Consider the following 21,153-nt stretch of genomic DNA (forward strand, 5'->3'; position numbering starts at 1 on the left):
ATGTCAGAACTTCATCAAACGTTGCCGGTTTATGTGGTTGATGACGATGAGTCGATGCGTGACTCATTGGTGTTCTTATTGAAAGAGCATGATTTTACAGTGTCAGCTTATGAAGATGGCCCGAACTTTCTAGATTCTGTCGACTTGAGTGCTCCGGGGTGTGTAATTTTGGATAGCAGAATGCCAGAGATGAGAGGGCAGCAAGTCCATGAGTTGATGGTGAAAGCGCAGAGTCCATTGTCGGTGATTTATCTGACGGGTCATGGTGATGTACCAATGGCGGTGGAAGCCTTGCAATCGGGCGCGGTGAACTTCTTCCAAAAGCCGGTGAAAGGTGGTGAATTGTCCGAGGCAATCAAGCAAGGATTAGAGGCTTCTGAAAAGAATCTTCATATGAATGTGTATCGCCAAGCTTATGCGTCGTTGACCGAGCGTGAAATCGACATTCTTAAGCAGATCATTGACGGCAAGCGTAACCAGAAAATCGCTGACGAGTTGTGTATCGCGATGAGAACGGTAGAAGTACACCGAGCGAGTTTAATGAAGAAATTTTCTGCAAAAACGGTTGCTGAGTTGGCATATATTTATGGACAGTTAACTTAATCATATAGCCACCACGATACGAAATGACAGTGATAGGTGCCATATCGTGGTCGCTTTTAAGGTGACTTTGCTGGAAGGTTATCTTCATAAGCAAACTAATATTGAAGTAAGATCACACCATTTATGGAGTGCATACTGAGATGTATCAGGAATCTGTTTAACGCTATGTATTCCTGAGATACTAAGTTCATTTTAGGGTGAAACGTTTTAACTACTGCGCTTTTCCCTGTAATTTAGAAACATTCACTATGGTTAGGTACTCCTCTGGATTGGGTCTTGTATCAACCGAGTTAGGTTAAAAAACTTTATGAGTACAATGGGAATCGCAATTGGTGCGACGGCTCTTTCGTTAATACTTGTGGCCGTTTGGCTGATCTCTCTATCGCTAAGAAAACAGCGCTTGGAACAGGAACGTAAAGCGCGTGCAGTCGCTTACCGAAAAGCGATTGAAAAAGCGCGTATACAAGAGCAAAAAGAGCGCCACTTCAAAGCTGAAACCGGTCATGTTCCGTCGATTCTGTATTTGGCGAAAGAGGCCGAACGTAACAATATCAAGGAAGCTCTGTATTGGTACGATAAAGCGGCGCACTTAGATAATGTCAACGGTATGTACGGTATTGTACGCCTTAGTATGAAGCGTAAAGAAGACCTAATTTTAAAAGAAAAAGCCAATTTTTGGCAACTTGCTATATCTGCATTAGACAATGATCTGGCTGCGAAATTTGAGATGGGTAAAGCGCTCGTCTTTGGCCGTGGAACGGATAAAAACATCCCCAAGGGCTACACCTGTATCGAAGAGTCAGCAGCTGGTGGCAATAGCGAAGCAATGCTGTTTATGGGGGACTGGTGTCTAGACAAAGAAAATCCGGACTATTCAGCCGAGAATGCAGTCGAGTGGTATCACAAAGCGGCGGACAAGAATAGTTTAGAAGGTAAGATTAAGCTTGGTTCGTGTTATTTGAATGGTATTGGCGTTGAATCCAATCATGGTGAGGCCATATATTGGTTTGAGACTGCGGCGGAAAAAAACAGTGCCGAAGCGATGTTTAGAGCCGGTGAGGCTTGGATCGATCATGGTGAAAACGGTAACGCTATTGCTTATATTTGGCTCTTCTTATCGGCTCATTTCGGATATTCCGATGCGAAACATTTGAGAGACAAAGTGGGTGGTGAGCTTGGTGTGGATGCAGTGGTGGGCTTACAAGCTCTGACTAAGCCAATAATGACTAAGTTAACTCAAGAAGCGATAACCAAGCACTCAATCATCAAAGCGCTCAATAAGCTCTACAAACGTAATATACCTATCCCAAAGAAAGTGAAAGAAGTGCTTGATGAAGAAGATACCGATTTAAGTGTCGATGGTAGTCATATAAAGACTAAAGAGCTTAGTGAATCAATTTCTAACGTTGATTACAGCCAACAGCAGATGAATACAGGTCAAGCATTAACAGATAAACAAGCTAACCAGAATAGCGACCCTCTGGACTTCAGTCAGCCAGTTGTTGAGTCTAACTGGAACAGAAATCAATAGTCGTGTTCAGTAGCTTTATACGGTGCTTCTGTGAAGCAGTTTTCTTTGGTTATCAGTTAACTGTAGTTCTCACCCTAATCAAGAAAACTAGGCAACAAAAAAGGGAAGCCGATGCTTCCCTTTTTATTTGTGTGTGATTTGCTTTTAGAGCTTAGAGCTTAGAGCTTAGAGCTTAGAGCTTATTGAGCTTTGTTTTGCTCAGCTTTACATACAGCAGCAGTGAACACTACGTCAGTTGAGCTGTTAAGCGCCGTTTCAGCCGAATCTTGAATCACACCGATAATGAAACCTACTGCAACAACCTGCATAGCCACATCGTTAGAAATACCGAATAGGCCACATGCTAGTGGGATAAGCAGTAGTGAACCGCCAGCAACACCAGAAGCGCCACATGCAGATACCGCAGCCACAAGGCTTAGTAGAATCGCAGTGAAGATATCAATTTCAATACCCATAGTGTGTACCGCTGCAAGTGTTAACACTGTGATGGTAATTGCAGCACCCGCCATGTTGATTGTTGCGCCTAGAGGGATAGATACAGAGTAAGTATCTTCGTCTAGGTTTAGCTTCTTACAAAGGTTCATGTTTACTGGGATGTTTGCAGCACTTGAACGAGTGAAGAATGCTGTTACGCCAGATTCACGAATACATTGCAGTACGAGTGGGTATGGGTTCTGTTTTGTTTTCACAAATACAAGCAGAGGGTTAACCACAAGTGCGATGATCAGCATTGAGCTTAGTAGAACCGCTAGTAGTTGACCGTAGCTTGCTAGAGCATCGAAGCCCGTTGTTGCGAATGTCGTTGAAACAAGACCGAAGATACCGAAGGGTGCAAGACGAATAATGAAGCGAACAATGTGTGAAACACTGTGGCTTAAATCTTCGAAAACCGCTTTAGTTGTTGCAGATGCGTGGTGCAGTGCAAGGCCAAGGCCGATTGCCCAAGCAAGAATACCGATGTAGTTCGCGTTCATTAGCGCACTAACTGGGTTATCTACAAGTTTGAATAGAAGCGTATGAAGAACTTCAGCAATACCTTGAGGAGGGTTGGCACCTTCAGCGCCCGCAACCAGTGTCAAAGTGGTTGGGAACATGAAGCTCAACACTACAGCTGTAAGTGCAGCAGAGAACGTACCAATCAGGTATAGAACAATGATTGGACGCATATGGGTATGCTGACCTTTCTTTTGGTTTGCGATAGAAGCAGCGACAAGAATGAAAACTAAAATGGGGGCAACTGCTTTCAAAGCACCAACAAACAGACTACCGAGTAGACCTGCATCTTGAGCTGCTGAAGGAGAAACCATGGCGAGAACGACACCGAAAACAATACCTGCAAGGATCTGTAGGACAAGGTTCCCACGAGCGATGCGGGCGAGTATGTTGCTATTTTGCATAAAATACCTGCAATTGTTAAATTATTATAGTGATGTATCTTTTTATAAAGCTGTACCAATTCCAACTATACACTAGTGGAATGGGCGCTAATATTAGCGAGATCTAAGAGGGTGTCTAGGAATAGTTTACTTTTAGGGTGATTGTTTGCGCTACGTGGTGTTTTTGGGTTGAAATGTTAAATAAATGTACATATGTTGAGTTATAAGCCTGCATGCTGATGTTTATCAAGCCCAATATTCTGTGAGTATAAGAATGTAAACAGCTTTTGATAAGATCATCGCTTGCAGCAATAGCAATATAGATAGCAAATTGAAATAAATAAGCCCTATGTGATGAACACAAAGGGCTTGTCCTCTCAATTATTTTTGATAGTTTGTAAGCCTTCTTCCAGGCTGCTCACCACTTTCAATCGCTTTGCGTAGTCGCACGCCGGTTCTGATTCATGGTTACGATGAGAAAACGATAGTACGTGGCTAAATTTTCCACATCGGAAAATGTTTCACGCACGCCTAGTGCGCAACCGACGAATATTCTGCATCCTATGCTGAGCAATTAGTGATGATAGTGGTTCATCTTCTTCATGCCGCTCATTACTTTCTTAACTGGCGCATCGAAGGTCTGCGTTTCACCGTTGGCGAAGGTCAGTGTCATCTCGATTTGCTCACCTTCTTTTAGGCTGCTTGCTAGGTCGAACAACATGATGTGTAGGCTACCAGGTTTAAGTACTGCTTCACCGTTCGCAGGGATGATGATCTCTTGAACTTGGCGCATTTTCATAACATCGCCATCCATGATTACATCATGAAGTTCTACTTTACCTGCTGCCGGTGTTGTTGCAGAAACAATAGCGCGTTCTCTATCGCTGTGGTTCATCAGAGTCGTGAACACCGCGCTGTTCACTGCTGAAGGCGGGGTTGCACGAGCGTACGCATCATGAACCATAATATCGCTACTAGCCTGAGCAAAAGGGGTGAGCAATAAGCCTGCTAGAGCAAGTGCTTTTAACTTCATGTTGTTGTCCTTAATTTTTATGTTTTTGGTCTGGGACCTGACTTTTTGTTCGAACTTTATTAGTTAAGTTCTCTATTTTTTTACACGTTGTTCCTAGTCGTTGATGACTTGATACGCTAGCGTGTTAACGTGTTGATGGCCTCAACAATTGGCGCTGGCGTCAACGTGTGCGGTACTTTGGTAATCAAAGTACCGTCGGGCTTTAAAAAATAAAAATATGAGCTGTGGTCTAGGGTGTATTCCAACTCTGACCCTTCAAGTTTGGTCTTTCTGAAAATAACACCGTAGTTATGCGCAAGCGTCGTTGTCACATCTAATGGGCCACTTAATCCTTCCATCATTGGGTGGAAGTATTGTGCGTACTCATAAGAAGCTTCTGCAGCATCGCGCTCTGGGTCAAGAGAAACAAACATTGGGCGAATCTTGGCTTTTGCTTCATCAGAAACTTGGTTAAGTGCTCCGGCCAACATAGCCAAAGAAGTAGGGCATACATCCGGGCAACGTGTGAAACCGAAGTAAACGATACGAATTCTGTCATCGGTTTGGTCAAAGATTTCCGTTGGTTGGTTGTCTTTGCCGAAAAGAGTCGTTGCGGAGAACTCTTGTTTTGCAGCGTGTTGTTCTTGAACTTCGTTTTGCCCATCAAGATAGCTTTTGACACCAAAGCCAAGTACAAAAGCGACAACCAATGCTAACGACCAATTTCTACTCATCTTGCCATCCTTATTGCAGGGTTTACAGTATCGACACCATCAGTGAGTTCACCGACCCATGTCATTTTATCTAAAGTACATACAGGTAAAATCACTTCACCTTCATAGGTATTATTGCCAATGCTCTTTAATTGAAAACGCGCTGATCCCATTTCCATCTCTAAACCGGTGAGCGATAACATCAGTGTCTCAGATGCAGCACCTTCCCAAACGACCTTTATCTTTGTGGGTAGAAGAGGTTGCGCGGTTTCACGGTCAAGCGACATTGAAATCGATTCTTGCTCACACGATGTTGTTGAAAGCATACAGTAGTCATCTAAGTTGACTTCGGTCGTTGAATGTTCAATGACCGACTTGAGTTTTTGAAATACGGGTGGCCCATAAAAGCCTGCCACGAGAGCGATTCCAAGAGCAGCCACTTTTAATGCTGGGTGCATGTCGTGTTCTCATCTAATTTTATAAGAGCGGCGATGTTATCATACCCCTCAATACGTGCTTGTATCAAAAAGCAATTTTGTGCGTATGGTAGAACTAAAAAAGCGAAGCCATTGGCTTCGCTTTTGTCTGCTTAATAGAGAGGTGAGCTTAGTATTTCTGAGTTCTATCCGTTCTGAACATGTTCCAGAAGTACGCTGAATGATTAGTCAACGTTACGCTCTGCAAATTTCTCTAGCCCTAGAACTAAGGCAATAGCTACAAGCATCATCACAATTGCCAACACTAGCTGAGAAGGTTGCGAGGTCACAGCTTCAAAGTCGAACGGCGATAGGTTCTCTTGAATCAGAGGAACTTGCTCACCTTTCGAGTTAATGCGCCAACTGATGGTTTCTTTCCACGGCCAGATCTTAGGTAGCGTACCGATCATCAAACCGGTTAAGAATACCAATGTGAAATCGCGGAATGAGCGTAATAGCCAAGAGAGCACGTGTGAGAAAGTCAGCAGACCGATCACACAGCCACCTAAAAATAGGGCAAGCACATCGATTTGAAACTCTTTAACGGCACCAAGAATCGGGCCATACATGCCAATCAGTAGCAGAATAAAGCTGCCTGAGATACCCGGTAAAATCATCGCACAGATCGCAATCGCACCCGCAATCAAGATGTTGATGCTGGTTGGTTCCATTTGTAGTGGTTTAAGAACCGTAATGCTATAAGCGAAGGCAACGCCAAGTAATAGAAAGACGAATCGAATCATATCGCGCTTTTCTACCTGCTTAAGAATATGGAATACCGACACCAAGATCAGCCCAAAGAAGAAAGACCACAGTGGAACAGGGTGCGTGACCAATAACCAAGAAATCAGCTTTGCGAATGTCGCAATACTCGTGAACACGCCTGCGAACAGTGAAATCAGGAAGAAACCATTGATGTGGTTAAACGCGGCTTTGAAGCCTTCGCGCTTCCATAAGCCAAGTACGCTAGGGTTAATTCTACGAATGCTTTCTAGCAGCGTATCGTAAATACCAGTGATGAATGCGATGGTTCCACCTGAAACGCCAGGGACAACGTCGGCTGCGCCCATTGCCATGCCTTTAAAAAAAGTACTTAAATAGTTCATTGATTCATAGAGTTGAGAGTGATTTTGTGCAGTATACAAACTTTAAGGTAAAAAAAGTATGAATATGCCTTTGGCGAGGTGTTTTAATTATCTTCTTAATTGCAACGCAATAAGTTGAAGTGAACATCTGCATAATATTTAAAATACAAGCACTTAGTGATCTATCATTAGTGCTCTATGATGAAACTGATCTCTTATCAATATTGCATTTTTATCGCATTATGCAAATGCACTTTGCAACTAGTATGTTGAATTAGAGGCTTTTATGAGATTTAGAGCTTATAAAACGCTGAATTAAAGTTGGCACGCTAACTGCATTAATAAACTTGACCCTTCTTAAGCCGAGGGTCACCTAGCCAACTGACGTTGTTAGTGAACTTTTGATTTGTTCACAAATATATAGAGCCAATCGCGATTATTGCGGTTGGCTATTTTTTTGTCTGTCGTTTGGCTATCTCTAGTTTTTTATCGGTTACCCCTCATTCTCCAAGCGAAAAAAAGCCAGCCACCATGGGTGACCAGCTTATGCTTTTTTCGAATCTCGAATCTCGAATCTCGAATCTCGAATCTTGAATCCGTTTTAATATCCCATCAACTGCAACAAATTTTCTGCTGTGCTAATGGCTTCTTTACGGTTGGCAATGTTTAGCTTTTGGTAAAGGTTACGGATGTGAGTTTTGATAGTCGTGCCTGCAACATCAAGTTCTTGAGCGATCTGTTCATTACTGAACCCCGAGTAGATAAGACCAAGTACCTGCCATTCACGTTGTGTAAGTGGGCTGGTGCGTACCAGTTCTGGAATATTCGGATGATTAACCAGATTCTCCACAAAGTCTTCGTCAAAGTGAACCGAACGGCTGCGTTGGGTCGTCGAGATATCTTTCATGATCTGTTGGGCTCGGTGACGTTCTAAATCACCCAAGCCAGGTTTGTTACTCAGCTTGTCCAAGATATGCCCTATAGTGCCACCATCGACTAAGAAGTTACCGACCATACCGGTTTGGTTGGTCATGTGCAGGGCTTCTTCTAGTAGTACACGAGCACTGTCTTCATCGTTGAGTTGTGTGCGTAACACGGCTTCGACGATCAAATTTCTGTTGGTGTCCGTAATCAGGTGTGAACGCTGGGCTTCGCTTTTCAAGAAGGTTAGCGCTTGTTCCGCTTCTTCATACTGCTCAAGGATGATGTGAGCACGCACGATGTTCCGCCATTGAAGTTGACAAAAGTGGTTGCTTGCTGATTCAGGACGAACAGCAACGCTCAACCAGTCACGGATGGCGTCTTTATTGCCTTTTACTTGCCAGAACAAGATCAGAGACAGTGAGGCATTCGCCGTCCAATCTACGTGGTAAGTTGATTGGCGCAACAAGTGCTGAATCTGGTCAATAAACTTAGACGCTTTATCAATTTCTCCCCGACTCAATGAGATTCGAGCCAGCATTGAGTAGCTATGTAAGTGCTTACTTGGTGCGTGATGGCCAAGAATATCTAAGCCCTTATAACAACACTCTTCTGCTTCATCTAATCGATTCCAACACCAAAAAATCTGAGCTCTAACTCGCAGTAAAAATTCATGCAGTGGCACATATTGCAGTTGGTGTTCTTCAATCAATTTAAATGCACTGTCTTGCAGCTCAAATGCAGCCTGAACATAACCTTGAGCAATTAATATTTCACTCTGTTGCAGAATTGCCCACAGCGCCTGATGGTAAACTTGATACTGACGTGCGAGTTTTTCTGTTTGCTGCATCATCGGTAGCGCACGGCTAAGGTTGCCCATAACATGGTTCACTTCACCAACAACAGAGGTCGCTACTATACGGCTACGGTATACCGTTGTATTTAGTTGACTTAATGAAAGTTCGGCTAATTCTAGCGCTTTTTCAGGTTCATTACTGTTGATGGCTACTTGCGCACGCAGGGAGTTGTACTGCCCTTGTTGTTGAGTATCAAGCTCAATATTTCGAGCTTGATATTGCGCTTCGGCTTCTTCCAGCAAGGTGCCTACTTGATCATATCGATGCTGACTTTGTGCCAGCCATGCGCGCAACATTGACAGTTTAGGTTCACTGTAAAGTTGGTCAGGTGTCAGTTGCTTGATCGCCATCTCTAATGAAGAGAGCTCACCTTGGTTGAACATCTGCCATCCGTGATCACTTAAGATCTGAACAATCAATTGTGGGTCGTCAGCACGCTGTGCATGTCGAAGAGCTTGATGAGGCGTTTTCTGTTTGATCCAAGCTTTAGCCGCACTTCGATGCAATTCAGCTTCTTGTTGCGGAATTCGTGCTTGGCGTTCGTGCGCGAGAAATTCACCAAATAGGTTATGGAAGCGGTACCAGTTTTTCTCACCTTCAAGAGGGTAGATGAACAGGCCAAATCGATTGAGTGACTCGATCATACCGAGCGCGTCTTCACGTTGAGTGAGTGCACATACTAGCTCGTCGTTGAAGTGATCAAGCACAGAGCACTGCATTAAGAATTGTCGAGTTTCTTTGTCTAACAAGTCGAACACTTCTTCCACCAAATAGTCCCAAAGATGAGCATGGTTAAAGTGTGAGAACGACTCCGCTGATTGCGCTAGAGTACGTTTTTGATGTTGGGCTTGCAGCGCTATAAGTTGCAAGGCAGAAGGCCAACCCTCTACATAAGTACAAATGCTGTCTGCTGTGATGTCATCAATGCCATCGGCTACGCGTTGGTTGAAAAAGCGCGTGGTCTCTTCAGTATCAAAAGCCAGTGAATCGTTACCTAGCTCTATCATTAAGTCACGTACGCGCAGGTTGGCGGTACCGAGTGGTGGTGTTCCTCGGCTGGTTACAACGAGCGTCAGGTTGTCGGGCATATGTTTGAGGAAAAAGCGCATTGCTTCATGAATGTCATCATTGTTAACCAAGTGGTAGTCGTCCAACACAAGGAAACATTCATGATGGAACTCAGACATTTCTGCGAAAACTTCACTTAATAACGAATGCAGCGATGAAAACTGTCTTTTCTCTGCCAGCTTTTGGGCATTAGGACAGATATTTTGAGTCGCTTTATTGAGTGATTGCAATAGATAGTTAATAAAGCGAAATGGATCGTTGTCACTATCATCAATGCTGTACCAACCCACATTAGGCTTATCTACTAGCCATTGCGCGGCCATTGTGGTTTTGCCATACCCTGCTGGGGAGCGAAATAGCACCAGCTTGTAACAATCTGCGTTCTGAAGCAGATCGAGAACCCTAGGTCGTAGAATCGCATTGTGTAAGCGGCCGGGACGGGTCAGTTTTGAAGGGATCCACATATCGAAGTTTTTCACCTATTTCGTGGCTTATGTTCTGGATTATCCCAATCTATTGTTGAGTGCTTGTCCAATGACATTAGCCTAATTACTTAAGTCTTCGTTTATGGTACGTGAAGCGAAACGATACCGACTATGATCCTCCACAGAAACCTTGCACTCCTGCATGTTTTTGATGTTCTACGCCCTTTATTTGTGATTTAAGTCACCTTAGGTGCGGTTTGTGAATGTGACTTCTCCTTCTCTTACACCGGTTTCTCTGTAAAAGAATGAGATGCTAAACAAATTTCGTGATCTGAATATCAGATTTAGCAATGACTTTTAGAGACGTAAATAAAAGTTACATCAATTGAAGTTAAGTTATCCGACGGGAGCTTGTGATCTTGGTCACTCCAAGATTTTGTTCTAACTCAGAACATGAGAGTCAGATCACTAACCAAATCTCGGTACGCCCCCTACGCCCTCTAATCTACTCCTAGTTAGTTGTAAGGCCGGGAGGATGTTTAGTTTATGGTGACCATGCACGATATGTCATAGATGAATTAGAACTATTAAAAGCGAGATTTCTGAAATGAAACCAACTCAGCAAAAAACTTTCGATAAAGTGTCGTTCCAAGAGAGCGTTAAGAAGCATTTGTCTGCGACCTACGCAACAACAATTGAAAACGCAGATAGCCGTGCATGGTACCTAGCAATGGGCCGCGCGTTAGCAGAATTGACAACCTTTGACCTGCTAGCTACTGAAAATGACGAAAAAATTAAGAACGCGAAGAGCGTTAACTACCTATCACTAGAGTTTTTGATTGGTCGTCTAACAGGTAACAACTTGATCAGCATGGGTCTATACGAACAGATCACTCATGCAATGGAAGAGCTAGGTCAAAACCTAACTGACCTTCTAGAAGAAGAACGCGACCCGTCATTAGGTAATGGTGGTCTTGGTCGACTAGCTGCTTGTTTCATGGATTCTTGTGCCGCTCAAGAATACCCAACAGTAGGCTACGGTCTTCACTATGAATACGGCCTATTCAAACAGTCTTTTCAAAACGGTCGCCAACAAGAATCACCAGACGCATGGCGTGGTGTTGAAGGTTACCCATGGGAAGTCGCTCGTCCAGAACTAGCACAGCACATTGGTTTTTACGGTCATGTAGACGTTGAATTCATTGACGGTAAAGAAGTACGTACTTGGGTTCCAGGTATGGAAGTAAAAGCAATGCCTTGGGATCTACCTATCGTAGGTTACGAGTCAAACACGGTTTACCCGCTGCGTCTTTGGGAATGTCAGGCAATTGCACCATTCTCACTAGCAAGCTTTAACAACGGTGATTACTTCGAAGCGCAACACTCGCTAATCGATGCAGGCAACATCACTAAAGTACTTTACCCGAACGACAACCACGAGAAAGGTAAGACTCTGCGTCTAATGCAGCAGTACTTCCACTCAGCAGCGTCTGTTCGCGATATTCTACGTCGCCACGAAGCAACAGGTTTCTCTCTAGAAGATCTGCCGAAGCAAGAAACGATTCAACTGAACGATACGCACCCAACGATCGCGATCCCTGAACTAATGCGCATTTTGATCGACGAGAAAGGTCTATCTTGGGATCAAGCATGGGAAATCAGTGCTCATACGTTCGCTTACACGAACCACACGTTACTTCCAGAAGCTTTAGAGACTTGGTCTGAATCTTTGATCAATCGTCTTCTTCCTCGTCACATGGAAATCATCTTTGAAATCAACCACCGCTTCATGCAAGAAGTTCGCAAGATGTGGCCTGGTGATGGCGAGAAGCAAGCGAAGCTTTCTATCATCCAAGAAGGTTTCCACCGCATGGTTCGCATGGCAAACCTATGTGTAATTGGTTCTTACAAAGTAAACGGTGTAGCAGCACTTCATTCACAATTGGTTAAGAAAGACTTGTTCCCAGAGTTCAACGAAATCTTCCCAGGCAAACTGACTAACGTAACGAACGGCATCACGCCACGTCGTTGGCTGAAGTTCTGTAACCCAGGCCTATCTAAGCTAATTACTGGTAAGATCGGTACTGAATGGCCAGCAAAACTTGAGCAGCTAGAAGGCATCGCTAAGTTTGCAACAGACGCGAAATTCCAGAAAGAATTCATGGCGGTTAAGAAAGAAAACAAACAGCGTCTTGCTGATTGGGTTCAAGAGAACATGGGTATCGAGCTAGATACTAACGCTATCTTTGACGTTCAAATTAAACGTCTGCACGAATACAAGCGCCAGCACCTAGATTTACTACACATTCTATCTCTGTACCACCGTATTCTTAACGAACCTGGTTTCGAATGTGAGCCACGCGTATGTTTCTTTGCCGCGAAAGCAGCGCCGGGTTACCACCTAGCGAAAGAGATCATCTTCGCGGTTAACAAGATTGCAGAGAAGATCAACAACGATCCTCGCATCGGTAACAAGCTTAAAGTGGTATTCATCCCTGACTACCGTGTAAGCATGGCTGAAATCATCATCCCTGCAGCAGACGTTTCTCAGCAAATCTCACTGGCTGGTAAAGAAGCATCGGGTACGGGCAACATGAAGATGGCTCTAAACGGCGCGCTAACTATCGGTACGATGGATGGTGCAAACGTTGAAATTCGTGAAGAAGTGGGTGATGAAAACATCTACATCTTCGGCCTAGACGTTGACGGTGTTGTGGCATTGAAAGCTCAGGGTTACAACCCATACGATTACTACAATGCAGATCCACTACTGAAAGCATCTCTAGACTTATTGACTGGCGATGAGTTCACTCCGGGCCAGCCAGGCCTTCTATGTGCAACGTTTGATAGCCTGCTAGACGGTGGTGACCCTTACCTATGTCTTGCTGACTTCGCATCTTATGTGAAAGCGCACGAAGACATGAGCGCGCAATATAAAGACCAAGCAGGTTGGGCTAAGAAAGCGATTCTTAACACAGCATTGGTTGGTAAGTTCACATCAGACCGCTCTATTCGCGACTACGTGAACAACATCTGGAAACTTAAAGCGGTTAACCGTTAATACTTCTAAAGTAGCCAAGGCAGTTTCTGCCTTGGCTCAATTAGCTTGTGGGCAAATAGATGGTTGAGGCATTTTTTGTTTATAAACTGGTCGCTTACAAACTGATTGTCACAAGCTAATTGATCAGTAACAAATTAAATAAACAACCCTACAAAAATTGAAAGCGTTAAGGCGTTTTCGGAGAGAGCGATGAAAGAACAAAACGTATTAAAACAAATCGCAGAAATGGCAAATATTGCCGATAGTTACGTTAGTGCGTGGGGCGATGAAGCACAAGTATCAGACGATACTATTACGTCTCTATTGGCTTCATTGGGCTACGATACAAGCAGCGATGATGCACTATTAAAGTCAGCAGAAAGAAAACACAAAAAAGATGTACTAAACCCAGTTCTTGTATTGCGTGACGGTGAGCCAGTAGAAGTGGCGCTGAATTTAGGTGTTAGTGCTCGTGAGAGCGAGTTCAACTGGCGTCTAGAAACCGAGCAAGGAGAGGTACTCGAAGGCTATCTTCAATCTCAAGTCATTCGTGATGAGCGTGCAGAAGGTGGCCCTTTAGTGTTTGAATTGCCAAGTGATTTGGCATGGGGGTACCACAAGTTAATTGTAAGCCGTAAGCGCCGTAAGAAGCCTTATGAGATGACACTGATTATTACGCCAAAAGCGTGTTTCAAGCAGTCACCAATCGAGCAAGGCAAAAAGCTTTGGGGCCCAAGCGTTCAACTTTACACACTCAGAACTCAGCACAACTGGGGTATTGGTGATTTCGGTGACCTAAAACAGCTTGTTGCGGATATCGCTTCTCGCGGTGGTGATTTCGTTGGTCTAAACCCAATTCACTCATTGTTCCCTGCAAACCCTGAAGGTGCGAGCCCATATAGCCCGTCTTCTCGTCGCTGGTTGAACATCCTATACATTGATGTGAGTTCAGTACCTGAATTCGCACTAAGTGCAGAAGCACAACAGACTGTAGGCAGCGCAGAGTTCCAACAACGCCTACAAAAAGTGCGTGAAGCGCATTGGGTGAATTACACCGAGGTGTCTGAACTGAAGATGGGCATCTTGCCTCTGTTATTCGCAGAATTTAAGACTCGCCATCTAGATAAGAACAGTGACCGTGCTCAAGCCTTCCTAGCTTTTGTGGAAGAGGGCGGCGATAGCTTGATGCATCAGGCGGCGTTTGATGCTCTGCATGGGGAATTGCATACTGAAGACTCTGGCATGTGGGGATGGCCGGTATTTCCTGAGAAGTACCGTACATTCGACAGCCCAGCGACACAGAAGTACATCAAAGATAACTTAGATCAGGTACATCTTTACATGTACCTGCAATGGTTAGCAGATTGTCAAATCAACGATGTTCAATCGCTTGCTGAAGAGAAAGGCATGGCCGTTGGCTTATACCGAGATCTTGCGGTAGGCGTTGCGGATTCAGGCAGCGAGACTTGGGCTGATCAAGGCAATCTAGTGATGGATGCAAGCATTGGTGCTCCACCAGATATTCTTGGTCCTTTAGGCCAAAACTGGGGATTACCACCACTGAACCCTGAAGTGCTTCAAGAGACAAGCTACGATGCATACATTAAGTTGCTTCGTGCAAACATGAAACACTGTGGTGCGCTGCGTATTGACCACGTGCTAGGTTTATTGCGTTTGTGGTGGATTCCAAAAGGTGAAAACGCAACGAAAGGTGCGTACATCTACTACCCAGTGCAAGATATGCTGTCGATTCTGGCGCTTGAATCCCACCGTTATCAATGTAGCGTTATCGGTGAAGATTTAGGTACAGTTCCAGATGAGATCGTCGACATCCTAGCAGATGCTGGTGTGCACTCTTACAAAGTATTTTTCTTTGAAACATCAGAAGAAGATGGTGGTTTCATTTCACCAAAACATTATGCATCACAATCAATGGCGGCACTGTGTACGCACGATATGCCAACACTACGTGGCTTCTGGCACTGTGATGACTTGAAGATGGGTCAAGATATTGGTCTATACCCAGATGCAGCACAGCTAGAAACTCTGTTCGATGACCGTCTAGAGTGCAAACAAGGGATCTTAGATTCGGTGGCATGGCATGGTTTCCTACCTGAAGGTGTTGGCCGCGATGCAAGCCAAGTACCGATGGACTCGTACCTTGCGGAAGCACTTCAACTGCACGTTGCGGCTGGTGGTTCAACATTACTAAGTGTTCAACTAGAAGATTGGTTAGAGATGGACAAGCCAGTCAACATTCCTGGCACTGTAGATGAGTACCCTAACTGGCGTCGTAAATTATCAATGAACTTGGACGAAATCTTTGCTCACGAAGGGGTAAACCGTATTGCTTCTAAGCTGACAGATGTTCGAGAGAAAGCAGCTAAGTAGTGGTATTGAGTGACTTGAATATACGTGGTTTTTTGCTTACGCCGTACGAAACTATAACCTCGGTCACTCAATGATCAATGCTCATCTGGTAGAATAAATAGTCGTTATATTGCCCGCACTAATAGCGGGCATTTTTGTATTATATTTTTTTGGATGTTTGGTTAGGGAGAAGCGTTTTGGAACTAAGTTCTATTTCAAAGCAAAAACAAATATATGCCCAACTATCACAGGCTTGCTTCACAGACCCATTTGCATTTTTAGGGCCATACTTACCTTCTAATCAAGGAGCATTACGTGTATGGATTCCTGGGGCAGATAAAGTCGAGTTGATTGTTGGAAAGGAACCTCGTATAGAGTTAGCGCGAGAGGGTGAAAGTGGTTTCATTCTTAAGCAGAAAAGAGACTTACGCTTTACTCACTATAAGCTTGCAGTTGATTGGGCTGGAGTCGAGCAGATCATCGATGATCCGTACCAGTACCATGATCTGTACGCAAGTTATGAAGATCTTCATACACCGAAAGATATGTATCATCACATGGGGGCTCAGTTTATTACGCTAGAGCGTGATGGACAGACGATTTCAGGTACGCGTTTCTTGGTGTACGCTCCGCATGCTACAGCGGCAAGCTTGGTGGGAAACTTCAACGCTTGGGATGGTCGTCGTCACCCAATGCAACGTCTGGACTACGGTATGTGGGGCCTATTCATTCCTGAACTGGAAGAGGGCGCTCAATACAAATTTGAATTAAAAGGACCAAATGGCGAAGGCTTACCACACAAAGCTGACCCATGGGGTTTCTACTCCGAACAATACCCATCGTTCTCATCTGTGACTTATGATCACGCTCGTTACGAGTGGCAAGATACTCAATGGCAGAATCGCCCAGTCACGCAAAAGCGTAAAGAAGCGCTTTCATTCTATGAATTACATGCTGGTTCTTGGAAGCGGAACGCTGACGGTGAATTCTTAAATTACCGTGAGCTAGCTGCAGAGCTGATTCCATACCTAACGGATCTTGGTTACACGCACGTTGAATTGATGCCAGTTTCAGAGCACCCATTTTATGGCTCTTGGGGCTATCAGCCAGTAGGTCTATTTGCACCAACGAGCCGTTTTGGCTCACCAGATGACTTTAAATACTTCGTAGACCAATGTCACCAAGCAGGTCTTGGTGTGGTACTTGATTGGGTTCCAGCTCACTTCCCAAGTGATGATCATGGCTTAGAAAACTTCGATGGTACGCCGTTGTTCCATGACCCGGATCCTCGCCGCGGCTGGCACCAAGATTGGAACTCGTACATCTATGATTTAGGTCGTGAACATGTACGTCGCTTCTTAGTTTCTAATGCTCTCTACTGGTTCGAGCAATTCCACATTGATGGCATTCGTGTTGATGCCGTCGCTTCAATGCTCTACCTCGATTACTCGCGCAGTCATGACCAATGGATTCCAAATGTGGATGGTGGTAACGAAAACTACGACGCTATCGCAACGCTGAAGTGGATGAACGAAGAAGTTTACAAACACTTCCCAAATGCGATGACGATAGCTGAGGAATCAACAGCTTTCCCTGGTGTTTCAGCCCCAACTTTTATGGGCGGCTTAGGCTTTGGCTTTAAGTGGAATATGGGTTGGATGCACGATAGTTTGTCTTACATCCAAGAAGATCCAATCAACCGTAAATACCACCACAATACAATTACGTTCCCATTGGTTTACGCACATAGTGAGAACTACGTATTGCCTCTGTCTCACGATGAGGTGGTTTACGGTAAAGGCTCTATCCATAACAAGATGCCTGGTGATGAATGGCAGCAAACGGCTAACTTACGCGCTTACATGGGCTACATGTACGCACAGCCGGGTAAGAAATTGAATTTCATGGGAACTGAATTTGGCCAGACGGCGGAATGGAACCATGATGACCAGCTGCAATGGTTTTTGCTAGATTATGATCGCCATCAAGGTGTTCAGCGCTTGACCAAAGATTTGAACAACTTATACCGCTCTGAAGCCGCTATGCACGACCTTGATTTTGACCCGAAAGGATTTGAGTGGCGTCTTCAAGACTCTGCAGAAGCAAGTGTCTTAGCTCATGAACGTATTAGTGAGTCTGGTGAGCGTGTCTTGGTGGTATCTAACTTTACCCCTGTTCCTCATGAGCACTTCCGTTTAGGTGTTCCAGCACAAGGCAAGTACTCACTATTGTTGAATACGGACTCGACTGATTACGCTGGTAGTGGTTTTGAAGTGAAGCAGACTGCTGAAATTGAATCCGTAGAAAGCGAAGGCTTAGACACATCGATCGAGCTACGCCTACCACCGTTATCGACGATTTTCTACAAGCTCAATTAGCCTATAAGTGAAATTAACCAGCGGTTAAAATAAAGAATGGGAGCACTAGTCTCCCATTTTTACTGCTTAAAAACTCTTTCTTACGGTGCTCTAAGGTTCGTTAGTTGTAGAAGGGATCTACCTAAAACGATCTCAATGATTTGTTGAGTATCTTCACCAAAACTTTCCATCATTTTGTGACGAAATACGCCATTAACCTGTAGGTTAAGCTCTTCAGAAGCTGGGTTCTGTGAGGCATGGAAAAACATAAGCTTGATAGCGTTTTTGAATGGCTTGTCATTCAACGCTGCTTTCCAAGAGTCATAGAATGCAGACTTCGTAGAGAAATCTAAAGGTGCCATCATAATAGACAAAACATGTTCGTGTAGAACAGCTCTTATTGCACGTGTTGAAGGAAAATATCCCTGTAAAGTTGTGAGGCTAACGCCCGTTTCTTGAGCAATCCTTGCATAGGTGAGCGCTTCGTGTCCTTCAGATAGAAACAGCTGTAATACAATATTGTTGTATTTCTTTTGGTTTTCTATTTTCTGTAGTTGAGTTATTCGAGCCATTACAAACCTATATTAGGTGTGACATTCTGTATAGAAATTACGGAAAATGGATGTTAACAAAATCTCGAACCATAGACCTTAAAAAAACAAAAAATCGCGTATAAAAAAATATAATTAATACATATTTTAGACTAATTTATTGTTTATTTAAAAAAGACCGCTTTATCAAACGGCCTTTAGGGAGGCATTAATATTTTATATTGTTGTACGAGCCTAGAAAGGGTACCAAAACAGTTGCTCTTCGAGCACTCGCTTTGCGATAGCGACTACCACTACTAATGTAATGACAGCGAGACAAATGAAGTCAACACGCTGCAAAGGTGCGTAGCTATACCAAGTTCGATCTTTGTGTCTGCCAAAGCCTCGTAACGTCATCGCATTTGAAATTTCGTCTGCGCGGTCCAAGCTAGAGAAAATAAGCGGGCCTAGAACCTTAGCCACATTTTTGATTCGAGTAATTAGGGGAGCCTTCTTTGAAAGCTCTACACCACGAGCCTGTTGAGCATGCATGATATTGATGAAGTCTTTTTTAACTTCTGGCAAGTAACGCAGTGTTAAGCTCACCGCGTAGGCGATCTTGTAGGGAACACCCATACGGTTGAGGCTAGCTGCAAACTCAGTCGGATGCGTTGTGAAGACAAAAATCAACGCTATCGGGAACATGCTCATGTATTTGAGCGTCACAGTGACTAAGTAAAACAGGGTCTCTTGGCTCAATGAGTAATTGCCAGGAAGCGTCAGTAATAGCGTTTCACTGCCGATAAGTTCAGTACCCTGCTGCGGCGCAAGCAGGTACATGAACAAAGCATTTAGGCTTAATACACTCGCCGTACCCACTAACAAAGGCTTATATACGCGCATTGGCACATTGGTGAGCTTTAATAGATATAAGCCCGTCAGGATCAAAACAACGATGAGTCTGAGATCGAACGTTGTAAGTACAACGGTTACCCAAGCTAAAAACAACGCAAACTTGGTGATGCCATTTAGATCGTGTAGCGGAGATTTGGTATCAATATAATTGATGCCGAATTTTACTTTTGATGCATTCATTGAGCGCTTCTCTCGTAGTCGATGAAGTACTGCATAAATGCATTAGTGTCGTCGATTTTCATCATAGTCGCGAGTTCATAAATGCTAGTGGTACATAGGTTTGCGCGTTCTAGAAGTGATGGCTGACTGAATACTTCCGTCATCGCGGCATTGGCAATCAGCTTGCTGTCGGCAATCACGATTGAGCGTGTGGTGTACTCTAGAACGAGATGCATATCGTGTGAAATGATCACAACGGTGATTCCCAAGTCGCGGTTGAGTTTTTGAATAAACGCCAGCATCGATGTGTAGTTCCGGTAATCTTGACCAGCGGTCGGCTCATCTAAGATCAGAAGTTCTGGTTCTAGAACCAAGATAGACGCAATTGTAACGCGCTTTTTCTGGCCGTAGCTCAGTGCTTCGATTGGCCAGTGGCGGAATTTGCTCAAGCCACAAAGCTCAAGAACGTTTTCTACTTTCTCTTTTATTTCGTCTTCTGTAACGCCACGGTTACGAAGGCCAAATGCAACCTCGTCAAAAATCATATGATGCGAGATCATATGGTTTGGGTTCTGCATTACCACACCGACTTTCTGACTTCTTTCGAAGATGGAAAGCTCAGATAAGTCTTCGCCGTTCAGATACGAAGAGCCAGAATCCGCGTCAATCACACCCATGATAATCTTGGTAATGGTCGATTTACCGGAGCCGTTTTTACCCAGTATTGAAACAAACTCACCCTTGCCAATCTTAAAGCTGACATCTTCGAGTGCGTTTTTATCACCGTCATAAGAGTAAGTTAGTCCATGAACTTCGAGTAAGGGAGTGTATTGCTTCTCTGCTATCGGGGCAGGGCGCTTTGCAAACCAATCTTGAACCGCAGGACGGAACCTTTTGTAATCCAAAGCTTTTAGGTTGGACAGCTTGTCTTCGCTTGTTAAAGGTGCTTTGGCTGCTTTAAGTGCTGATAGGTAAAGCGGCTCACGAATACCGTGTGTCTCAAGCAGTTCAGAAGCCAAGATTTCATCGGGTGTCATGTCGGCAACGATTTCGCCGCGTTCCATTAAGATCACACGATCAATATCGCGATGCAGAACATCCTCAAGGCGGTGTTCGATAATCACAATAGTCTTGTTGGTTTCTTTATGAAGTTGGTCGATGATCTCAATCGTTGCCTTGCCTGTTTTAGGGTCAAGGCTTGCTAAAGGCTCATCAAACAGTAAGATATCGACATCATCAACTAAGATACCCGCTAACGATACTCGTTGTTTTTGACCACCAGAAAGGTCATGTGGAGAACGATCAAGCATATCCACCAAGTCGACCATTTTTGCTGTCGACTTAACCAACGGATACATATCTATGTTCGACATCAGCTGGTTTTCCAATGCGAATGCGATGTCTTCGCCGATACTTAAACCCACAAATTGGCTGTCCGTATCTTGCAATACCGTGCCGATTTGCTCGGTATAGTCGTGCATTGAAAATTCAGAGATGTTATTGCCGTTGATCTCTAAAGAACCGGTGACCTCACCTTTAATAGCATGAGGTATCAAACCATTCAGACACTGGCCTAGGGTAGATTTACCACTACCACTTGGTCCAATAATGACGATTTTCTCTCCTTTCTCTATCCTTAGATTGATATTTTTTAGCGTCGGTTTATCCAGCGACTCATATCTAAAAGAGAAGTTCGAAAATGCTATAGTCATTAT

General features: G+C 44.2%; 14 protein-coding genes. 5 read left to right on the plus strand and 9 right to left on the minus strand.

All coding sequences use genetic code 11. The features are described 5' to 3' along the window. Entirely contained in the window at positions 1 to 603 is a 603-nt protein-coding gene (locus OCV24_RS16790) for a response regulator transcription factor (protein WP_046223207.1), read from the plus strand. A 316-nt stretch (positions 604 to 919) separates the two neighbouring features. Continuing rightward, positions 920 to 2,134, plus strand: a complete 1,215-nt coding sequence (locus tag OCV24_RS16795; RefSeq protein ID WP_017057865.1) for a tetratricopeptide repeat protein — start codon at positions 920 to 922, stop codon at positions 2,132 to 2,134. A 179-nt stretch (positions 2,135 to 2,313) separates the two neighbouring features. Here OCV24_RS16795 and sstT read toward each other — a convergent pair whose 3' ends face one another. The 6 genes from sstT to malT form a co-directional block, all read right to left on the minus strand. Continuing rightward, entirely contained in the window at positions 2,314 to 3,531 is a 1,218-nt protein-coding gene (gene sstT / locus OCV24_RS16800) for a serine/threonine transporter SstT (RefSeq protein WP_017057866.1), read from the minus strand. 553 nt (positions 3,532 to 4,084) lie between these two features. Further along, on the minus strand, positions 4,085 to 4,543 hold the full coding sequence (locus OCV24_RS16805) for a copper chaperone PCu(A)C (RefSeq protein WP_150877497.1): 459 nt from the start codon (positions 4,541 to 4,543) through the stop codon (positions 4,085 to 4,087). A gap of 116 nt (positions 4,544 to 4,659) precedes the next feature. Further along, positions 4,660 to 5,256: an SCO family protein gene (locus OCV24_RS16810; protein ID WP_054545862.1), complete on the minus strand. Its 597-nt coding sequence runs from the start codon at positions 5,254 to 5,256 to the stop codon at positions 4,660 to 4,662. Next, positions 5,253 to 5,693 (minus strand): hypothetical protein, encoded by a 441-nt coding sequence (locus OCV24_RS16815; protein ID WP_077681267.1) that lies wholly within the window; start codon positions 5,691 to 5,693, stop codon positions 5,253 to 5,255. Before OCV24_RS16815 ends, OCV24_RS16810 begins: the two co-directional genes overlap by 4 nt. A 203-nt stretch (positions 5,694 to 5,896) precedes the next feature. Further along, positions 5,897 to 6,817 (minus strand): DUF368 domain-containing protein, encoded by a 921-nt coding sequence (locus tag OCV24_RS16820; RefSeq protein WP_029627186.1) that lies wholly within the window; start codon positions 6,815 to 6,817, stop codon positions 5,897 to 5,899. A 580-nt stretch (positions 6,818 to 7,397) separates the two neighbouring features. Beyond that, positions 7,398 to 10,106, minus strand: a complete 2,709-nt coding sequence (malT, locus tag OCV24_RS16825; RefSeq protein ID WP_077681269.1) for an HTH-type transcriptional regulator MalT — start codon at positions 10,104 to 10,106, stop codon at positions 7,398 to 7,400. A gap of 568 nt (positions 10,107 to 10,674) precedes the next feature. Here malT and OCV24_RS16830 point away from each other — a divergent pair. From OCV24_RS16830 to glgB, 3 genes are all read left to right on the plus strand, one after another. After that, on the plus strand, positions 10,675 to 13,128 hold the full coding sequence (locus OCV24_RS16830) for a glycogen/starch/alpha-glucan phosphorylase (protein WP_150877495.1): 2,454 nt from the start codon (positions 10,675 to 10,677) through the stop codon (positions 13,126 to 13,128). Positions 13,129 to 13,317: 189 nt separating this feature from the next. After that, positions 13,318 to 15,498, plus strand: a complete 2,181-nt coding sequence (gene malQ, locus OCV24_RS16835) for a 4-alpha-glucanotransferase (protein ID WP_146449056.1) — start codon at positions 13,318 to 13,320, stop codon at positions 15,496 to 15,498. A gap of 176 nt (positions 15,499 to 15,674) precedes the next feature. Next, entirely contained in the window at positions 15,675 to 17,855 is a 2,181-nt protein-coding gene (gene glgB / locus OCV24_RS16840; protein ID WP_150877493.1) for a 1,4-alpha-glucan branching protein GlgB, read from the plus strand. Positions 17,856 to 17,935: 80 nt separating this feature from the next. Here glgB and OCV24_RS16845 read toward each other — a convergent pair whose 3' ends face one another. From OCV24_RS16845 to OCV24_RS16855, 3 genes are all read right to left on the minus strand, one after another. After that, on the minus strand, positions 17,936 to 18,406 hold the full coding sequence (locus tag OCV24_RS16845) for a TetR/AcrR family transcriptional regulator (RefSeq protein ID WP_046223198.1): 471 nt from the start codon (positions 18,404 to 18,406) through the stop codon (positions 17,936 to 17,938). Positions 18,407 to 18,619: 213 nt separating this feature from the next. Next, on the minus strand, positions 18,620 to 19,459 hold the full coding sequence (locus OCV24_RS16850; RefSeq protein WP_136998336.1) for an energy-coupling factor transporter transmembrane component T family protein: 840 nt from the start codon (positions 19,457 to 19,459) through the stop codon (positions 18,620 to 18,622). After that, a complete protein-coding gene (locus tag OCV24_RS16855; protein ID WP_136998337.1) occupies positions 19,456 to 21,150 on the minus strand; it encodes an ABC transporter ATP-binding protein in 1,695 nt (564 codons plus the stop codon). Before OCV24_RS16855 ends, OCV24_RS16850 begins: the two co-directional genes overlap by 4 nt. Positions 21,151 to 21,153 lie beyond the last annotated feature (3 nt).

It is taken from the genome of Vibrio kanaloae, from assembly GCF_024347535.1.
GTDB classification, from domain to species: domain Bacteria; phylum Pseudomonadota; class Gammaproteobacteria; order Enterobacterales; family Vibrionaceae; genus Vibrio; species Vibrio kanaloae.